Source organism: Pseudomonas sp. P39-UII1 (genome assembly GCF_039672635.1).
Classification (GTDB): Bacteria; Pseudomonadota; Gammaproteobacteria; order Pseudomonadales; family Pseudomonadaceae; genus Aquipseudomonas.
Genome location: NZ_JBDFPP010000001.1, coordinates 115,788 through 133,240, shown reverse-complemented (window position 1 = coordinate 133,240; position 17,453 = coordinate 115,788). Strand labels below are relative to the sequence as shown.

19 protein-coding genes and 1 tRNA gene are annotated in these 17,453 nt (G+C 61.8%); 11 read left to right on the top strand and 9 right to left on the bottom strand.

The features are described 5' to 3' along the window. Positions 1–53: 53 nt before the first annotated feature. Entirely contained in the window at positions 54–1,490 is a 1,437-nt protein-coding gene (locus ABEH27_RS00655) for a M48 family metalloprotease (protein ID WP_346611718.1), read from the bottom strand. Between the two features lie 120 nt (positions 1,491–1,610). Here ABEH27_RS00655 and ABEH27_RS00650 point away from each other — a divergent pair, with 120 nt between their 5' ends. Together ABEH27_RS00650 and ABEH27_RS00645 are read left to right on the top strand one after the other, a co-directional pair. After that, positions 1,611–1,850: a sulfurtransferase TusA family protein gene (locus ABEH27_RS00650; RefSeq protein ID WP_012273752.1), complete on the top strand. Its 240-nt coding sequence runs from the start codon at positions 1,611–1,613 to the stop codon at positions 1,848–1,850. 19 nt (positions 1,851–1,869) lie between these two features. Further along, positions 1,870–2,940 carry an AI-2E family transporter gene (locus ABEH27_RS00645; protein ID WP_346611717.1) on the top strand — a complete coding sequence of 357 codons (1,071 nt, stop codon included), beginning with the start codon at positions 1,870–1,872 and terminating at the stop codon, positions 2,938–2,940. A 122-nt stretch (positions 2,941–3,062) separates the two neighbouring features. On the opposite strand, the gene ABEH27_RS00640 is transcribed toward ABEH27_RS00645, so the two are convergent. Together ABEH27_RS00640 and ABEH27_RS00635 are read right to left on the bottom strand one after the other, a co-directional pair. Then, positions 3,063–3,536 carry a peroxiredoxin gene (locus tag ABEH27_RS00640; RefSeq protein WP_346611716.1) on the bottom strand — a complete coding sequence of 158 codons (474 nt, stop codon included), beginning with the start codon at positions 3,534–3,536 and terminating at the stop codon, positions 3,063–3,065. An 11-nt stretch (positions 3,537–3,547) separates the two neighbouring features. After that, on the bottom strand, positions 3,548–4,108 hold the full coding sequence (locus tag ABEH27_RS00635) for a glycine cleavage system protein R (protein ID WP_346611715.1): 561 nt from the start codon (positions 4,106–4,108) through the stop codon (positions 3,548–3,550). A 260-nt stretch (positions 4,109–4,368) separates the two neighbouring features. Between ABEH27_RS00635 and dapA the strand changes: the two genes are divergently transcribed. The 5 genes from dapA to ABEH27_RS00610 all read left to right on the top strand — a co-directional run bounded on the left by dapA (position 4,369) and on the right by ABEH27_RS00610 (position 8,072). Continuing rightward, entirely contained in the window at positions 4,369–5,256 is an 888-nt protein-coding gene (gene dapA, locus ABEH27_RS00630) for a 4-hydroxy-tetrahydrodipicolinate synthase (protein WP_346611714.1), read from the top strand. A 15-nt stretch (positions 5,257–5,271) separates the two neighbouring features. Then, positions 5,272–6,390 (top strand): outer membrane protein assembly factor BamC, encoded by a 1,119-nt coding sequence (gene bamC / locus ABEH27_RS00625; RefSeq protein WP_346611713.1) that lies wholly within the window; start codon positions 5,272–5,274, stop codon positions 6,388–6,390. Beyond that, positions 6,391–7,149, top strand: a complete 759-nt coding sequence (locus tag ABEH27_RS00620; protein ID WP_346611712.1) for an MBL fold metallo-hydrolase — start codon at positions 6,391–6,393, stop codon at positions 7,147–7,149. Positions 7,150–7,179: 30 nt separating this feature from the next. Continuing rightward, complete coding sequence (gene purC / locus ABEH27_RS00615; protein WP_012315794.1) at positions 7,180–7,890, top strand: phosphoribosylaminoimidazolesuccinocarboxamide synthase; 711 nt, start codon at positions 7,180–7,182, stop codon at positions 7,888–7,890. Between the two features lie 92 nt (positions 7,891–7,982). Then, positions 7,983–8,072 (top strand) — tRNA-Ser (locus ABEH27_RS00610). Between the two features lie 124 nt (positions 8,073–8,196). Here ABEH27_RS00610 and ABEH27_RS00605 read toward each other — a convergent pair. The 3 genes from ABEH27_RS00605 to ABEH27_RS00595 all read right to left on the bottom strand — a co-directional run bounded on the left by ABEH27_RS00605 (position 8,197) and on the right by ABEH27_RS00595 (position 9,761). Next, a complete protein-coding gene (locus ABEH27_RS00605) occupies positions 8,197–8,943 on the bottom strand; it encodes an outer membrane beta-barrel protein (protein WP_346611711.1) in 747 nt (248 codons plus the stop codon). Positions 8,944–9,071: 128 nt separating this feature from the next. After that, positions 9,072–9,350: a DUF3077 domain-containing protein gene (locus tag ABEH27_RS00600; RefSeq protein WP_346611710.1), complete on the bottom strand. Its 279-nt coding sequence runs from the start codon at positions 9,348–9,350 to the stop codon at positions 9,072–9,074. 147 nt (positions 9,351–9,497) lie between these two features. Beyond that, positions 9,498–9,761: a hypothetical protein gene (locus tag ABEH27_RS00595; RefSeq protein WP_346611709.1), complete on the bottom strand. Its 264-nt coding sequence runs from the start codon at positions 9,759–9,761 to the stop codon at positions 9,498–9,500. A 694-nt stretch (positions 9,762–10,455) separates the two neighbouring features. Between ABEH27_RS00595 and ABEH27_RS00590 the strand changes: the two genes are divergently transcribed. From ABEH27_RS00590 to ABEH27_RS00575, 4 genes are all read left to right on the top strand, one after another. Then, positions 10,456–11,313: an SH3 domain-containing protein gene (locus ABEH27_RS00590; RefSeq protein ID WP_346611708.1), complete on the top strand. Its 858-nt coding sequence runs from the start codon at positions 10,456–10,458 to the stop codon at positions 11,311–11,313. Positions 11,314–11,321: 8 nt separating this feature from the next. After that, entirely contained in the window at positions 11,322–13,214 is a 1,893-nt protein-coding gene (locus tag ABEH27_RS00585) for a hypothetical protein (RefSeq protein ID WP_346611707.1), read from the top strand. A gap of 10 nt (positions 13,215–13,224) precedes the next feature. Then, positions 13,225–14,439, top strand: coding sequence for a hypothetical protein (locus tag ABEH27_RS00580; RefSeq protein ID WP_346611706.1), 1,215 nt, complete (start codon positions 13,225–13,227; stop codon positions 14,437–14,439). A 183-nt stretch (positions 14,440–14,622) separates the two neighbouring features. Next, positions 14,623–15,786, top strand: a complete 1,164-nt coding sequence (locus tag ABEH27_RS00575; protein WP_346611705.1) for an ATP-binding protein — start codon at positions 14,623–14,625, stop codon at positions 15,784–15,786. A gap of 10 nt (positions 15,787–15,796) precedes the next feature. Here the strand turns inward: ABEH27_RS00575 and ABEH27_RS00570 are convergent, their stop codons facing one another. From ABEH27_RS00570 to ABEH27_RS00560, 3 genes are all read right to left on the bottom strand, one after another. Then, positions 15,797–16,414, bottom strand: coding sequence for a LysE family transporter (locus tag ABEH27_RS00570; protein WP_346611704.1), 618 nt, complete (start codon positions 16,412–16,414; stop codon positions 15,797–15,799). A 99-nt stretch (positions 16,415–16,513) separates the two neighbouring features. Then, positions 16,514–16,858, bottom strand: coding sequence for a hypothetical protein (locus ABEH27_RS00565; RefSeq protein WP_346611703.1), 345 nt, complete (start codon positions 16,856–16,858; stop codon positions 16,514–16,516). Between the two features lie 132 nt (positions 16,859–16,990). Then, positions 16,991–17,425 carry a hypothetical protein gene (locus ABEH27_RS00560; RefSeq protein ID WP_346611702.1) on the bottom strand — a complete coding sequence of 145 codons (435 nt, stop codon included), beginning with the start codon at positions 17,423–17,425 and terminating at the stop codon, positions 16,991–16,993. Positions 17,426–17,453: the final 28 nt, after the last annotated feature.

Genomic DNA, 17,453 nt, shown 5'->3' with positions numbered 1-17,453 from the left:
TCCTACAGGTATCACGCGGTCCCTGTAGGAGCGGGCTTGCCCGCGAAGGGCCCTTAACGCCCCATCATTTCCCTGACCATCCGCTGCTGCTCGAGGATCTCGCGCTGGCGCTGGTCGATCTGTGATGCCAGCGGGAAGTTGCTGCCCGCGCGGCGCTTGGCGTAATCCAGCTGCTGGATCGCCTGGTCAAAATCCCCAACCAAGGTGAAGTACTCGGCACGCGCACGGTGCAGGCCAATGGTATTGCCCGACAACCCCCGCACCTCGGCCATGTCGTACCACACGTCCGGGTCATCCGGCCGGCTCTTGAGCAGGTCGTTCAACACCTTTTCGGCCTCGGCGGGCTTGTTCTGCTTGACCAGCAAATCGGCGCGGACCTGTTTCAGCGGGTAGTTGCCCGGATACAAGCCCTGCATGCGCTCGGCCCGTTGCTGGGCGTCTGCCAGGCGGTTGTTGGTGATGTCCAGGTCGATCTGCGCCAGGTTGTAGGTGATGTCGTTGGGGGCCTTCGCCAACAACGGCTTGAGGTTTTCGCGCGCTTCGTTCAGCTGGCCACCCTTGATCTGCGCCAGGGCCAGGCCGTAGCGTGCAGGGTCGAGTTTAGGGTCGTCATCGAGCTGGGTGCGAAAGCGCTTGGCGGCCAGGCCTGGCGTTTCTTCATAGGTAAGGGCCACGCGAGCGCGAATCAGCTGGTAGCGCTGGCTGTCCTCGACGCCGCCCTTGGGCGCCTGCTCGGCACGGTTGCGGGTGTCGGCAATACGTGATTCGGTCACCGGGTGAGTCAGCAGAAATTCCGGCGGCTTGGCGCCGTAGCGGTACTGCTGCGCCAGGCGTTCGAACATGGTGGGCATGTTGCGAGGGTCGTAACCGGCCTTTTCCAGGTTCTGGATGCCGATGCGGTCGGCCTCCTGTTCGTTCTGCCGCGAGAAGCGCCGCTGTTCCTGGATGGCCGCCGCCTGGGTGCCGGCAATCATGCCGATACCCGCATCGCCAGCGCCGCCGGCAGCCAGCACGATACCCGCGAGCAAAGCCGCCATCATCGGCAGCTGCATGCGTTGCTGGGCCTCGACGCCGCGGGCGAAGTGGCGTTGCGACAAGTGCGCCAGTTCGTGCGCCAGCACCGAGGCATACTCGCCTTCGGTGCGGGCATTGAGGAACAGCCCACCGTTGACCCCGACGATGCCGCCGGGGGCTGCGAAGGCGTTGAGTTCACGGCTGTCGATGAGGATGAATTCCAGGCGCCGGTCCTGCAGCTGGCTGGTTTCGGCCAACCGGTACACGGTGGTTTCGACGTAGTCCTTGAGCTGCGGGTCGTTCAACTGGTTGACCTGGCCGCGCAGCAGGCTGAGCCAGGCGCGCCCGAGCTGGTGCTCCTGTTGCGGCGAGACGATCGCAGAACTGGCGTCGCCCAGTGATGGCAGGTCGTCAGCATGGCCGGGGAGGGCCATGAGGCAGGCCAGCGTCAGCAGGGTAGGGCGCAGTAGATTCATGCACGAAGCTCGCGTCGGGTCAAAGCGCCTACTGTAGCCCGCTCGCACGTAGACGACCAGTGGCGGTATCCTAGCTGCCCTGTTACCAAAGACGTCTGCCCCACGCGTGGAGAACCCCTGATGAGTGACACCCTGACCTGCGACGCCGAACTCGACGCCAGCGGGCTGAACTGCCCGCTGCCGCTGCTCAAGGCGAAGATGGAACTCAACCGCCTGGCCAGTGGCGCGGTGCTCAAGGTGATCGCCACCGATGCCGGCTCCCAGCGCGACTTCCGCACTTTCGCCCAGCTGGCCGGTCATACGCTGCTGCAGGAAACGGCCGAGGCCGGCACCTATACCTACTGGCTGCGCAAGGCCTGAGTCCAACCAAGGATCGTCAATGTTCAAAGTGCTTCGCGACTGGATACACCGCTACTTCTCCGATGAGGAAGCCGTGGTGTTGGCGGTCCTGCTGTTCCTGGCCTTTACCGCGGTGCTTACCCTCGGCGGCATGCTCGCGCCGGTGCTGGCCGGTATGGTGCTGGCGTTTCTGATGCAGGGGCTGGTCAATGCCCTGGAGCGTATTCGGGTGCCGACGCGGCTGGCCGTAGTGCTGGTGTTCACCCTGTTCATGGGGGCGCTGGCGGTGTTCCTGCTGGTGCTGGTGCCGCTGCTCTGGCATCAGCTGATCACCCTGTTCAACGAACTGCCAGGCATGCTCGGCAAATGGCAGTCGTTGCTGTTGCTGCTGCCCGAGCGCTACCCGCACCTGGTGTCGGACGAGCAGGTGCTGCATGCCATCGAGTCGGTGCGTGGCGAGATCGGCAAGTTTGGCCAGTGGGCGCTGACCTTCTCGCTGTCGAGCCTGCCGCTGCTGGTGAGCGCCATGATCTACCTGGTGCTGGTGCCGATCCTGGTGTTCTTCTTCCTCAAGGACCGCGAGCTGATCGGCCGCTGGGTCAGCGGCTACCTGCCGCGCCAGCGTACGTTGCTCAACAGGGTGGGCAGCGAGATGAACCGGCAGATTGCCAACTACATCCGCGGCAAGGGCATCGAGATCCTGATCTGCGGGATTGCCACCTACATTGCCTTCATCAGCCTGGGGCTCAACTATGCCGCGCTGCTGGCACTGTTGGTGGGGCTGTCGGTGGTGGTGCCGTATGTAGGGGCGGTGGTGGTGACCGTGCCGGTGACGCTGATCGCGCTGTTCCAGTGGGGCTGGGGTGACCAGTTCATCTACCTGATGACGGTGTACGCGATCATCCAGGCGCTGGATGGCAACGTGCTGGTGCCGCTGCTGTTCTCCGAGGCAGTGAGCCTGCACCCGGTGGCGATCATCTGCGCGGTGTTGCTGTTCGGCGGGTTGTGGGGCTTCTGGGGGATCTTCTTCGCCATCCCGCTGGCGACGCTGATCAAGGCGGTGCTGGATGCCTGGCCGCGGCAGGAACCGAGTGTTTCACCGATTCTCTGAATGAAACCGGGGCCGCTTTGCGCCCCATCGCCGGCAAGCCGGCTCCCACAACCCCGGTGCAACACCGAACACTGTGGGAGCCGGCTTGCCGGCGATGGGGCGCAAAGCGGCCCCAGTCAATCTCAAGCCTTGTTCAGCGCCTGCGCGGCTGCCAGCACGGCATCCACATGCCCCGGCACTTTCACGCCACGCCATTCCTGGCGCAACACACCGTCCTTGTCGATGAGGAAGGTGCTGCGGTCAACGCCCATGTATTCCTTGCCATACAGCTTTTTCAGCTTGATCACATCGAACAGCTGGCACAGCGCCTCGTCCTTGTCGCTGATCAGCTCGAACGGGAAGCCCTGCTTGGCCTTGAAGTTCTCGTGCGACTTGAGGCCGTCACGCGACACGCCGAACACCACGGTGTTGGCCGCCGCAAAGGCCGCATGCTGGTCGCGGAAACCCTGGCCTTGGGTGGTGCAGCCTGGTGTGCTGTCCTTGGGGTAGAAGTACACCACCACCTGGCGGCCCTTGAGTTCGGCCAGGCTAACGGACTGGCCGCTGGTGGCCTGGGCCTGGAAGTCGGCGACGGGTTGGTCGAGTGCTACTGCCATGGGTGCATTCCTTACACAGGGTTCTGTGGGCGCCAAGGTTCGATCAGCGCGTCCAGGTTGAGGGCGTCGGCAAAGTCGAGGAACTGGTCGCGCAGCCAGCTGATCTGGGTGCCGGCCGGCAGGATCACGGTGAACTGGGCATTGAGCATGCTGCTGCCGGTTTGCGGCGCCAGGTAGGTGTCGCAGGTCATGGCTTCGAGCTCGACACGGTGGTCGAGGAAGAACTGGCACAGCTCATTGATGATGTCCGGGCGGTAGGCGGCGCTGACGTAGGCCACATAAGGCAGGGCCTGCGGGCGTACTTCCTGGTCGGCGCTGCGCACCACGTCCAGGGTCAGGCCGTGCTTCTTGCCAAGGCCCGGGAGGGTGGACTCGAAGCGGGCCAGGGCATCCCAGCTGCCGCCTACCTGCAATACCAGGGCGCTGGTCTCGCCATGGCGGCTCAGGCGCGAAGTGACGACCGCGCAGCGGTTTTCGAAGGCAGCGCGGCTGAGGACGTTGGCCAGCTCCATCGGGTTGGGGCCCAAGGCACTGATGACAAGGAATTGTTCGCGGACGGTGGGGGTGGACATGCAGCATTCCTAAAGCGATGAGCGGTCGGCACAGGACGGGCGAAAGCCTCCTGTCGGCAGGGCCCGGGGCTCGCATGCGAGGACGTGGACGCTGGCCGGGGAGCAAGGTCGACGGCCCGGCGGGCCGCGCTGCACCGATCAAAGGGTCAAGGGTAGCGAAATAAGGCGCCGAGGGGAATGCTCCGCCCGCCTGCTTCGCTTGTGCAAGGCCGATGCCCCCAGTACCATTACCGCTCTCTTTTTCCGGCAGGAGCAGTTACATGATTGCGGGCAGTATGGTGGCATTGGTCACACCCATGGATGCACAAGGGCGTCTTGATTGGGACAGCCTCGACAAACTTGTAGACTTCCACCTGGAAAATGGCACCCACGCGATCGTCGCTGTCGGCACCACCGGTGAGTCCGCCACGCTGGATGTCGAAGAGCACATCCTGGTCATCAAGCACGTGGTCGAGCGCGTCAAGCGCAGCAAGCGTAATGTGCCGGTCATTGCCGGTACCGGTGCAAACTCCACTGCCGAAGCCGTGCACCTGACCCAGAACGCCAAGAACGCTGGCGCCGACGCCTGCCTGCTGGTGGTGCCGTACTACAACAAGCCGACCCAAGAGGGCTTGTACCAGCACTTCAAGCACATCGCCGAAGCCGTCGACATCCCGCAGATCCTCTACAACGTACCCGGCCGCACCTCCTGCGACATGCAGGCCGAGACCGTGATCCGCCTGTCGAGCGTGCCGAACATCATCGGCATCAAGGAAGCCACCGGCGACCTGGTGCGCGCCAAGGCCATCCTCGATGGCGTCAGCGAAGACTTCATCGTGCTGTCTGGCGATGACCCGACTGCCGTCGAGCTGATCCTGATGGGCGGCAAAGGCAACATCTCCGTTACTGCCAACGTCGCCCCGCGCGAAATGGCCGACCTGTGCGAGGCCGCCCTTGAGGGCAATGCCGAGAAGGCCCGCGCAATCAACGAAACACTCATGCCGCTGCACAAAGACCTGTTCTGCGAAGCCAACCCGATTCCGGTGAAGTTCGCGCTCGTTGAAATGGGCCTGATGCACAAAGGTATTCGCCTGCCGCTGACCTGGCTGAGCGAAGGCTGTCACGAAAAAGTCCGTACTGCCTTGCGCCAGTCCGGCGTACTGGTTTAAGAGGAAGTACACCGCATGAAGCGACTGGCTGGTCTTTCCGCGCTCGCCCTGATCATTTCCAGCACCAGTGGGTGTGGCTGGCTGTGGGGCGAGGATGGCTATTTCCGCGACCGCGGCAGCGATTACCTGCAGGCGCACCCCACCGCGCCAATGCAGCTGCCGCAGGACGCCAGCAACGTCAAGCGCCTTGACCCGCTGCTGCCGATCCCACGCAACGTCGCCGACGACAATGCCAAGGGCGAGTTCGAAGTGCCGCGCCCGCAACCCCTGACCGGCGGTGCCGAAGTCAGCGACTTCAGCCTGCAGCGCAGCGGCAGCAGCCGTTGGGTGCTGGCCCAGCGTTCGCCGGCCGAAGTCTGGCCTGTGGCGCATCAGTTCTTCGAGGACAACGGCTTCCGCATTGTCGAAGAGCGCCCGCAAACCGGCGAGTTCAGCACCAGCTGGCAGCGTTTCGACGAACTGTCGGCCTCGCTCGGCCAGCGCCTGGCGAGCACCGCCAGCAGCGGTGACAGCGAAGTGCGCGTCCGTGTGCGCATGGAGCCTGGCGTGCAGCGCAACACCTCCGAGGTATACATCGTCAGCGTCGAGCGCCCGGCCGGCAGCACCGCCGACACGGCGTTCCCGTCCACCTCCGCCAACACCGGCGCCGATGCGCTGCTGGTCGACGAAATGCTCGCCAGCATGAACCGCAGCGCCGAGAAGGGCGGGTCGGTCTCGCTGCTGGCCGCGCGCGATTTCGATGCGCCGAGCCGCGTCAGCCTGAGCGAAGACGGCAGCGGCAACCCGGTGCTGTTCCTCGGCTCCGACCTGGACCGTGCCTGGTCCGGCGTGGGCCGCGCTCTGGAGCAGGGCGGCGAATGGCGCGTCGAGGACATCAACCGCAGCTTGGGCCTGTACTACATCAACCTGTCGGAAAAACCTGACGACAAGCAGAACGAGCCTGGCTTCTTCAGCCGCATGTTCGGCAGTGCGCCGACCAAGGAAGAGCGCGAAGCCCGTGCCGAGCGTTATCAGGTGCGCCTGAGCAAGGTCGGCGAGAGCGTGCAGGTTACCGTCGAGAAAAACATCAACACCGTGGCCCCGGCCGATGTCGCTCGCCGCGTGCTGAGTGCCATTCAGGACCACCTGGGTTAAGTGCGCTTCGCGGTACTTGGAAGCGGCAGCCAGGGAAATGGCACGCTGATCGCCAGTGGTGACACGTACATCCTGGTCGATTGCGGGTTCTCCCTGCGTGAAACCGAGCGGCGCCTGGCGCTGCTCGGGGTGTCGGCGGCGCAACTGAGCGCGGTGCTGGTCACCCACGAACATGCCGACCACGTGCATGGGGTGGGCTTGCTGTCGCGGCGCTACAATGTACCGGTCTACCTCAGCCAAGGGACCTTGCGCGGCCTGCGCAAGCCGGTGGAGGTGGCCGGTTTTCTCGCCTGTGGCGACAGCCTGCGCGTCGGTAGCCTGCAAGTGAGCGCGGCGCGGGTCGAGCACGATGCCTACGAGCCGCTGCAGTACGTCATCAGTGACGGCCGCCGGCGCTTTGGCATGCTCACCGACCTGGGCTCGTACGATGCGCTGCTGCTGGAACGCTACCAGGGCCTGGACGCACTGCTGATCGAGGCCAACCATTGCCGCGACCTGCTGGCGCGCGGGCACTACCCACGCTTTCTCAAGCAGCGGGTTGGCGGCATGCAAGGCCATTTGAACAACCACCAGGCTGCAACCCTGGTGAACGAGTTGGGCTGGAGCAACCTGCAGCACCTAGTGCTGGCCCACCTCAGTAGCAAGAACAACCTGCCACATCTGGCCCGCCAGTGTTTCGTCGACACCCTTGGGTGCGACCCGGACTGGCTCCAGGTGGCGAATCAGGAACACGGGCTCGACTGGCGCGAAATCGCCTAGCCCAACCACTCAAGCAAGCGGAGCCCAATCATGGAAAAACGCGAAGAACTCTACCGCGGCAAGGCCAAATCGGTTTACAAGACCGACGACGCCGACCGCTTGATCCTGCTGTTCCGTAACGACACCTCGGCGTTCGACGGCAAGCGCATCGAACAACTCGACCGCAAAGGCATGGTGAACAACAAGTTCAACGCCTTCATCATGCAGAAACTCGAAGAAGCCGGCGTGCCGACCCAATTCGACAAGCTGCTGGGCGACAACGAGTGCCTGGTCAAGAAGCTGGACATGATCCCGGTCGAGTGCGTGGTGCGTAACTATGCCGCCGGCAGCCTGGTCAAGCGCCTGGGCGTGGAAGAGGGCATCAAGCTCGAGCCGTCCACCTTCGAGCTGTTCCTGAAGAACGACGAGAAGGGCGACCCGTTCATCAACGAATCGCACGTTGTCGCCTTCGGCTGGGGTACCGCCGAGCAGCTGGCAGAGATGAAGAAGCTGTCGCTGAAGGTCAACGAAGTGCTGAACAAGCTGTTTGATGACGCCGGCCTGCTGCTGGTCGACTTCAAGCTGGAGTTCGGCGTGTTCCACGGCCAGATCGTCCTCGGCGACGAGTTCAGCCCGGACGGCTGCCGCCTGTGGGACAAGGAAACCCGCAAGAAGATGGACAAGGACCGCTTCCGTCAGGGCCTGGGCGACGTGATCGAAGCCTACGAAGAAGTTGCCAAGCGCCTGGGCGTGCCGCTGTAAGCGGCCTGGTCACGCAAGCGCCTGATACCACGCGTTTTTTTTGCAAATAAAGGTTTGCGTTTTCAGAATTCGCTGGTATGATGCGCGGCATTGGAGAGATGCCGGAGTGGTCGAACGGGACGGATTCGAAATCCGTTGTACTGGCAACAGTACCTAGGGTTCAAATCCCTATCTCTCCGCCATACATGATGAAGCCCCTGGAAGCGAAAGTTTCCAGGGGCTTTTTCGTTTTGGCGACAGTCCAGGCCGCGTGATGCGGCGGGGCCCTATGCAGGCCACCGCCAACTGCGCGGCATGCAGGCCCGCTTAGAACGCCAGGCCCAGCTTCACGCCAAACTCATCACGCTTGAGTTTGGTGTTGTCGGCCACAGGCGAGTCCCCATCGAGCTTGTACTCGGTGCGGGTGTAGTACACGCCCGCCTGGATCGGCATGCCGCCCTGTTGGTTCATCAGCAGCGTGACTTCTGCGTAGGGGTTGGTGCGGTCCTTCATATCGACACTGTCGCTGCCGAAGTCGTCGACCTTCAGGCGTGCGCGGCCATCGATGGTGTGGCGGGCACCGACTTCCACCCGCAGGGTCGACGCATCGAATTGGTGGTTGTACCCAAGTGCTGCCTTGGCGAACGGCGACTTGTAGGTCAGCCTGGTATCCAGGTCGTTGATCTCGGGCTCGAAGCGGGTCCAGCTATAGCCACCGCCGACGATGATGTCGACGAAGTTGCGTGCATCCAACGCGGCACGCCAGCCCAGGTCGAGGTCAGCCTGGGCTTCTTTGAGTTTGTTGTCGTTCTTCTTGGCGTACTTGGCTTCGGCGCCTATTTGATAAACGAAGCCGGATTCAGCGGTCATCTTGTTACCGAAGTTGGCGAACACGCCGCCTTGGCCCAAATGCTCCTTGTCGGAGTCGCTGCCGCCTTCGAACTTGAAGTTGTCGTAGGAACCCAGGAGGCCGAAGGTGAACAGGGGGTCAGTGCTCGGGGCGGCCATGGCTGCCAAGGGAGAACCGAGCAGGGCTAGAGCGCAGGCGTGACGCAACATTTTTGCAGTGAACATTCGCGAAATGTCTCCATGACATGTACAAGAAAAGGTCAACGGCGGTTTCGAGACGCCTTTTTTCGCGAAAGTTCATAAAAATTATGGCCTTGCAAAGGTGGGGCTGCCTGCTGCCCATGGCTTGCTGACTAATGGGGTTTAGTCGTCATCCCCAGCTCCGCATCATCCAGCAGCGCCTTGGCCATTGCGCTTAAGTAATGTGCAGCCCAAATCAGCTTCTCATCTCTCTCCATCACGCCGGTCAAGGTCATGTCTCGCACGTAGCCCATGAGTTCAGATGCCTGTTCGCGGGCGGCTTGGCAGGGGATGCCGGGTTCGATGCGAAATAGCGGTTGGGTCTGGCCTTCTGCCTGGTAGAAGCGGGTTTTGCCAACTGTGGTGTGGCGCTGGGTGTCATCTGTGGTCATTGTTTTTCTCCCGAATTTTCTGTTGCCTGGGCCGGCCTCTTCGCGGGGCAAGCCCGCTCCCACAGGTTGCGGGGGTGGCGCCGCAGGACCTGTGGGAGCGGGCTTGCCCCGCGAAGAGGCCGGCATGAGCAGCCCATCATCTGAGCCTTAGTGCAACGATCTAGGCTCAGCCGGCAACTGCACTTGGCGCTGCAGCTGCATCAGCGCCGATTCCACCAGTGCATGGGCAACTTCCATTTCATGGATGACCGCCTGCATCACGATCGAGCTGGGGGAGGTGGGTTTCAGTTGCACCGATTGGCGGGCGACGGATAGAGCACAGGTGACGTATTCCGAGGTCTGGACCAGGGTGTCCTGCAGCATGTACGAGGAATCGAGGGAGTAGGGTGGATCGGGGACTATTTTGCGCATGATAGCTCCTGGGTAAGTGGAGCCGCCTGGCAACGCTGTCAAACGAATGGAGGCAGCTGTACATGGATTGACAGACCGGTTACCCAAGAACCCGGCGCACACGAATGTGCCCCATGCACAGCTGCCATGAAGCGCTGCAACGGAAACTTGAATAGTCAGCCTGTCAAAGCTGGTCGTTGATTTGGCAACGACGGACCGAGCCTAGGCCGCAATCTCTCCAGTCGCAATGGTTTGGCAGCGGCAGCAGTATGATTCGGAAATGGACTACAAGGAATGGGAAAAATCTGAGTTAAAAATGTAGGACGCGCTACCACTTCCCCCTTCCAAACCCAATTTTTTGCCTTGTATTGCCGATGTAACCTTGCGTTACAATGCGGCGGCAAAACGCCACTCTCGTCCAGGCCCCCGCCGTAATGAATACGCGCGCTGGACGATGACCCTTTTCTGACATGGATTGGTTGGATGCTCCCCGTCGTACTGGCTTCGCTCAACGCCCTCGGCTTGCAGGGTGAAACCCTGTTCAACGCCCAGCCGCTGTACCCGGCCAGTGCCGCCATCCTCTTGATGCCCCTCAAACAGCCTCGACCTCTGCGGCCTGCCATCGGCTGCGGCGCGCGTGCGCCTGTCGATCCTTTACACACAAACCAGGCCTCTGCCTTGAGCAGAGTGACCCACCGGAAATGGAGTGCTCCACTTGCGTAAGAAATTCGTCGCATCCCTCTTGGCGGTCGCCATCGCCACGACCACCGCCTGTGCACAGCTCGGGATCAGCAAAGAGCAAGCGGGCACCGTGATCGGTGGCCTGGCCGGTGTAGCCATCGGCTCGACCATGGGCAGTGGCAACGGCAAGATCGCCGCAGCACTGATCGCCGGCGGTATCGGCGCCTACGTCGGCAACCGCATCGGCCACATGCTCGATGAAAAGGACCAGCAGGCGCTGGCGCTGCGCACCCAGGAAGTGCTGAGCCAGCCGACCACCGCCAGCGCCCAGCCGGTGACCTGGAAGTCCGATCACTCCGGTGCCACGGCGCAGATCACCCCAGGCAAGGAATACACCCAGACCAAGAAGGTCGAGGTGAAACGTGCGCCGAAGATTCAGGCGGTGCCATCGATGAAGCTGATCAACGAGCCTTACGTCACCATCAGCGACAACCTGAACGTGCGCGCCGCACCGAACGCCAGTGGCGAAAAAGTCGGCAGCCTGAAGAGCCACACCGAGTTCACCGCCGTGGGCTCCACCGGTGACTGGATTCTGGTGGGCCGCAAGGGCGTGACGGTTGGCTACGTGCACAAGAACTACGTCGAGCCCAAGGCTCAGGCCATCGCCAAGCGCGCCGCTCCGGCCATCAACCTGGACGATCTTGATGTTGCCGCGAACAAGGAAACCCAAGGCTTCGACCTTGATTCGATCCAGTCGCTGCCGACCGAGACAGTTGCCGCCGAGGCCGCTTGCCGGCCGGTCACCGTCAGCTTGAAGTCGAAAACCGGCCAGACCGAGCAGGAGCAGAACACCTTCTGCAAACAAGCCAACGGCACCTGGGAACTGATCTGAGGAACTCCATGAAAAAGCACGCGCTCGCGCTGGCAGTGTTCGGCGCTTGCGGTCTGGTACCGCAGGCGTTCGCTCACGAGCTGGCCTTCTCGAAGAAAGAAAACATCAAGGTCGAAGTGCCCGGGGATGCCACCACCTGGTGCAAACCCGAGGTTGAGCTGACCATCACGCGCCCGGTGTGGGACAACCAGGATTTGCTGTCCGGCCTGCTGACCAAGCTGCCGTTCGTGTTCGCCAAGGACTGCTCGACGGCCAAGGTGAGCTGGAAGGCAGTTGATGCCAAAGGTGCCCTCTACGCCAGCGGTTCAGGCAATGCCTCCAACCTTGGCCTGGTGACCCTGGCTGCCGCGCCTGTCGCGCCAGAACCGGCATCTGCACCTGTACCTGCTGCACCTGCTGCACCTGCTGCACCTGCTGCACCTGCCGTGGCGCCAGCACCTGCTGCCGCGGCACCGGCCCCTGATCCCGCCCCGGCTGTCGCAGAAGCCGCGCCCGCGAAAGTAGAGGCTGCTCCTGCTCCTGCACCTGCTCCAGCCCCAGCCGTCGTCGCAGAGCCCGCGCCAGCCGCCGTTGCCCAAGCCCCCGCAGCAGCGCCTGCCGCCCCGGCTACCCCTGCACCCACAGCAGCAGTGGCCGCTGCCCCCACATCCGACTACGGCCGCGCTGTTGTCCTGCAGAACCAGAACCTCATGCAGATAACCGACGGCACCGGCTGCAAATGGGTGCTCAGCACCGCGACCATCAGCGATGGCGACACCCTGTCGTTCGGCACCACCCCGGCCATGCCGTGCCCGGCGTCCGGTTTCGGCGAAGGCAGCTTCGAAAAAATCAGCTGGAAGGCGGTCGGTACCTACCGCGGCGATAACTGGAGCCGCGTCTACGTTCACCCAAGCGCGCTGATTTTCACCAAGGACCTCGAAGCCGCGGTAAAGGACAAGGCGGTGGCCTACCTCACCCCGCAAGCCGACCAGGCGGCGTTCCTGGTTGGGGAAATCCCGAGCCGGAAGATGAAGGTGTACCTGACGTTCACGCGCTCGAGCTATGGCGTGCTCAGGCCGTTCGGCAACGACCCGTACTATGTGGCGGTAACGCCCGACGAGTCGTTCGCGCTGGACGCGGCGCAGTACAAGGAAACCGCGCTGGAGATCTTCAACCTGATCAAGACCGCCTCACCGACCACGACTGATGTGAACAACCTGTTCATCGTCAAAGACCTGTCGGCAATTGCCAACAACGTCTGGGGCAACGACGCGCTGAAGATCACCCGCAACCGCATCGGCATCAATCGCCAAGGCCTGTTCTTCGATGTGCGCGATGGCGCCAACTGGGCGGCCCAGCGTGAGCAGCAGCGGGTGCGCGAGGCGCGTCGGCGCCAGCAGGAACTGGCCCGGGTGCACACGCATGTGCTGGAGCGTTACCAGCAACTGCAAGAGGGCATGAGCGAGTTCAAGGGCCGCGAAACCGAAGCCCTGGCGCAGATGGCCGGTATCAAGGTGCGCTTCGGCTCGCCGCTGGCGCTGCAGGACCCGTCGTCGTCGGCCAGCGTCACGCCGATGATGGTGCATGTCACCGGCAAGAAAGGTGACTTCTACACCATCGACTTCCCAAGCAAGGGCCGCCTCGTAGCGGATGAGGAATACAGCGAAGGCTGGTACGTCACCCAGGTGGCCAACGCCACCCCGTACTTCCCGCTGGAAGACGGCCGCGCGGTCGTCACCTACCGCGCCTACAGCGCCGGTGAGCCGGAGGCCTGCAAGCAGGACCACTGTGCTGACCGTGTGTCGTTCGGCGCTGTGCTGGCCAAGGAATTCCCCAACGCGGGCATCGACTTCAGCTGGACCCCAGAGGTCTCCCAACAGTTCGTGAACGACTGGAACAACGCTTCCGCTCAGGTCCAGTGAGGCATACACCATGATCAAACAGATGAACAAAAAGCAGCTGCTGATAGGCGGTGTTGCCGCTGCAGTGCTGGTGCTCGGCGGCGGCTTCGCGATGGTTTCCAGCGCTGGCAAGAAGGCCGCACTGAGCTATTACGATGAGTTCAAGGAGCGCTACTTCCTCGAGGACGTGCTGTCCGAAGGCGAAGTTTCGTATTCGGCCTTCTCCGGCAACCTGACCGTGGCCGACCCTGAGATCCGCATGGCTACCGCGCAGACCAACGGGGCGATGAATTTCCTGCGCAGCCTCATGGGCTCATTCGACCCCAGGGGTGCTGGTTCCAGCGAAACGGGCCTGGCGAGTTGGGCTAAGTACCAGCTCGATGCGGTTTCCGGCCGCAATGTCGCGGGTGTCTACCTGAAAGCCGATGCCCTGAAAGTTGCCCGCGATGGCGACAGCAAGGCGGGAGAGATCCACATCCAGTTGCTCGGCCTGCAGATGGGCAACCCGTTCATTTCCCACAAGGGTGCTGAAGTGGTGCTGGTCTCTGACGTGAACGACGAGATCCAGCCGCGCGCTGAATTGTCGGCAAACGGTCGCGCCACCCAGTCGGACTTCTCCTGGGGCACCAACCTGGCTGTGCGCCAGCCGGTCACCGGTGCGTTCCTGGTCAACAGCACCGGCACCTTTGGCACCCAGGTCGACGTGGATTTCATCCTCAAGCGCTCCAGCGATGGTGAAGGCTCGATGAAGTTCGTGGTCACCCACCGCAATGACGGCTCCAAGGTCGGCGAGATCGTGCGCAAGGCCAACTTCGCCTCGCTGCCGGAACTCGACGATGTGGAAGACGGGCTGAAGAACGCGCTGAGCGGCTTCATCCTCGGTGCATATCAGCCATACGCCGGTCAGGCGGCGCTGACCGAGGCTGTCAGCAGCTTCGCGCGGGTGACCAAGGTCGAGAATTACTCGGTCACCTACAGCGGCTTCAAACCGCTGAAAGAAGCCTATGGCAGCTACCAGGAAGCCACACCCAAGGCCAAGTTCGAGGCCTTCTGCGAAGAGGTCGGGCTGTCACAGTGGTCCAGCGACTTTGGCGCCAAAGGCAAAAACCACAGCGACTCGGAATGCGCCATCAGCCGCAAACTGGTGGAGGAAGGCAGCTTCGAGGAGGAGTACAAGTTCAAGGAAGGCAAGAGCCTGTTTGCAGCGCTTTTCGTCAGCAAGGCGTACGAACTGGAAAGCAATTGAGCCGGTGACGGTGCCAATCGCGTAAACCGAAAGGGTGGCTCAGGCCACCCTTTTTGCTGTGGCGGTCAGCAGGTGACAACTTAGTACTGGTCCGCAATACAAATCCTACCGAAAGCTAACAATAGATAGCGGAAATAGGTAGTTTTTGATATCTATTGGTATAACTCGTTTAGGAGGTGCCCCATGGACCCTTACCGCAACCCTTTCGCACCTGGCGCAGGCAGCAGGCCCCCGGAACTGGCAGGGCGCGATGTGGTGCTGGATCATGCTCGAATAGCCTGTGGTAGAGCGGTCAATGGTCGCAGCGCCAGGTCCATGATGCTGCTTGGTTTGAGAGGCACCGGGAAAACGGTATTGCTGAATGAAGTCGGGAAGATTGCCGAGGACGAAGGCTTGCTGGTTTCAAAAGTCGAATCTCCGGAAGAAGAAAGCTTGGCCCGGTTGCTCTACCCCGAAATGCGCAAGGTCATGCGCTCGCTCTCAACCGTAGAAGCCGCCAAACAGATCGCTAATCGTGGACTCAAAGGGCTGCGGGGCTTCGCGTCCATCTTCAAGATTGATATTGCCGGAGTGGAAGTTGGCGTGGAGCCGGAGCCCGGGTTGGCCGACAGTGGCAACCTTCAGTACGACTTGCCAGACCTTTTCAACGTTATTGGTCGGGCAGCAAAGGCCGCAGGCAAAGGCTGGATTTTGCTGATTGATGAAGTGCAGTACCTGTCTGAAGCTGATTTACGGGCATTGATCGTCTCGATGCACCGCATGTCTCAGGAAGGTTTGCCGATACTGCTTGTTGGGGCAGGCTTGCCTCAGGTGGCGCGTCTTGCAGGGGAGGCGAAGTCTTATGCGGAACGACTTTTCCTCTATCCCGAAATCAATGCACTGGATGCGGAGGCCGCTGCTCAGGCAGTCCTGAAGCCGATCCTGGAAGAAGAGGCGTCCATTGCACAAGCCGCCCTTCAAGAGATTGTCGTACGTACGAAGGGGTATCCTTTCTTCCTGCAAGAGTGGGCATCTACGGCGTGGAACTGTGCTGAAGGGCCGGAAATATCGTTGGATGATGTGGTGAAGTCCTATTCAGAAACGCTGGCCTTGCTTGACGCGGGGTTCTTCAGGGTGCGTATCGACCAGTTGACGCCAAGCGAAGTGCTTTTCGTTAAAGCGATGTCGCAGCTTGGTGATGGGCCCTATGCGGTGAGTGATGTCGCGAAGGCGCTGGGGCGCCCACAATCATCATTAGGGCCGACAAGGGCCAAGGTTATCTCCAAGGGGATGGCTTACAGTACAGATCATGGCTTTCTGGATTTTACCGTGCCGCTTTTTGCCGAGTACATGCGGCGGCAAGGTTAGGCTTCAATCCTCAGCGCATCGCCGCCAGCTTGATCCCAAACCCCACCAGGCAAGCCCCCGCCAGCCGCTCGAACAGGTTGGCAATGCGCGGGTTGGCGCGCATGCGCTCGGCCAGTTGGTGGGTTAGCACCACGGCAATCAGCCCATACAGGAACGTCACCACCGCCACGGTCGCTGCCAGGAAGCCGAAAGTCACCAACCCTTGGTGCTTCACCGGGTCGACGAACAGGGGGAAAAATGCCATGTAGAACATGATCGCCTTGGGGTTGAGCAAGGTGATCATCGTGGTCTGGCGCAGGTAGTGGCCATTGTCCATGCGGCTGGCGCGCGGGGCGCCGCCAGGCTTGCTCAGCAGCATGCGCATGCCCAGGTAGGCCAGGTACGCCGCACCGGCCCACTGCACCACGTGGAAAGCAGCGGGGTAGGCGGCCAGCAGGGTCGCGACGCCCGCCACCGCCAGCCACAGCAACACTTGGTCTCCCAGAATCACCCCGCAGGTCGCCGCCATGCCTGCCTTGATACCGCCCTTGCCGGTGGCGGTGATCAGGGCGAAGTTGCCTGGGCCGGGGATGGCCAGGACGATGATGAAGGCGATGACGAACGCGCCGTAGTCGGTGACGCCGAGCATGGGGAACTCCTGTAGGGCAGTGCAAAGGCAGAACCGTAGACTATCGTTGGCTGCGGCCTGCTTTACAACTGCCCTGTGGCAGGTTTCAAACTTGGTGGATCAGGGTTTTACTTCGCGGGTGAGTTTCGATGTCCATGGGCACCAGTGGCAGCCAGGCAGGAATGCACCGCAGGCTTCGTCGAGATGGTCTTCTACGTATTGGGTGCCGGCATCGCACACTTCGATCGCCACGTCGAAAAAGTTGATCGAATCCGGGTCCAGATGAAAGCTCCAGTTCGGGTTGTAGGGCTGCTCGCGTTTTATGATCCGGCCATGGACATGAACTTCGTTGATTTCCTCGCCCGAGAGGATTTTGCGGGCGTGGGCGATACGCTGTTCATTGGTCAGCTTGAAGATGAACTCTCGCGGCGTATCAACGGTGGTGAGGGCGAAATAGGCTTCCATGCAGTTGCTCCTGAGTCGGTTGGGAATCGGCTGTAGCGCTCTCAGGTATAGATGCAAGGCGTGGCAAGGCAACGTTGCTGCGTAGACCCCGTCACGGTTTGGGCGCCACGCAAGCCTGCGCTGTGAAGTGCTTCACGCGGGCGGCACTTCCGTCAGCTCCTGCAGAATCTGACCAAGGTCGAGTTCGATGGCCAAGGCGATGAAACTCACGCTGTCACGCTCACCCACGGGGAACACCGTCGCCTGGCAATCGGCTGGCAACATCACGTGCTCCCCACACTTCACGTGATGTGTCGAACCGTCGGCCATCTCGATTTCCAAGCCGCCGGAAGTCGCAAACAATAGAAGATCGCTGACCGGGTTCAGTTGGCCTGCAGTGCGCAGATGGCGATATTCGACGATCCAGCCGTCGCTCAAGAAGCTCTTGCTCAAGTCGTAGCTGAGCGAGCACTCCAGAGACAAACCACTCAGTGCACCAAACACCTGATCACGCGGCAGGCCATGCGGTATGAGGCGTGCAAACTGGCTCAAACTTGAAAGTGTCAGCGTCTTGCGTACTCCGCTCATGGCGAGTTCCCTGTCGGGTGCGTGCACG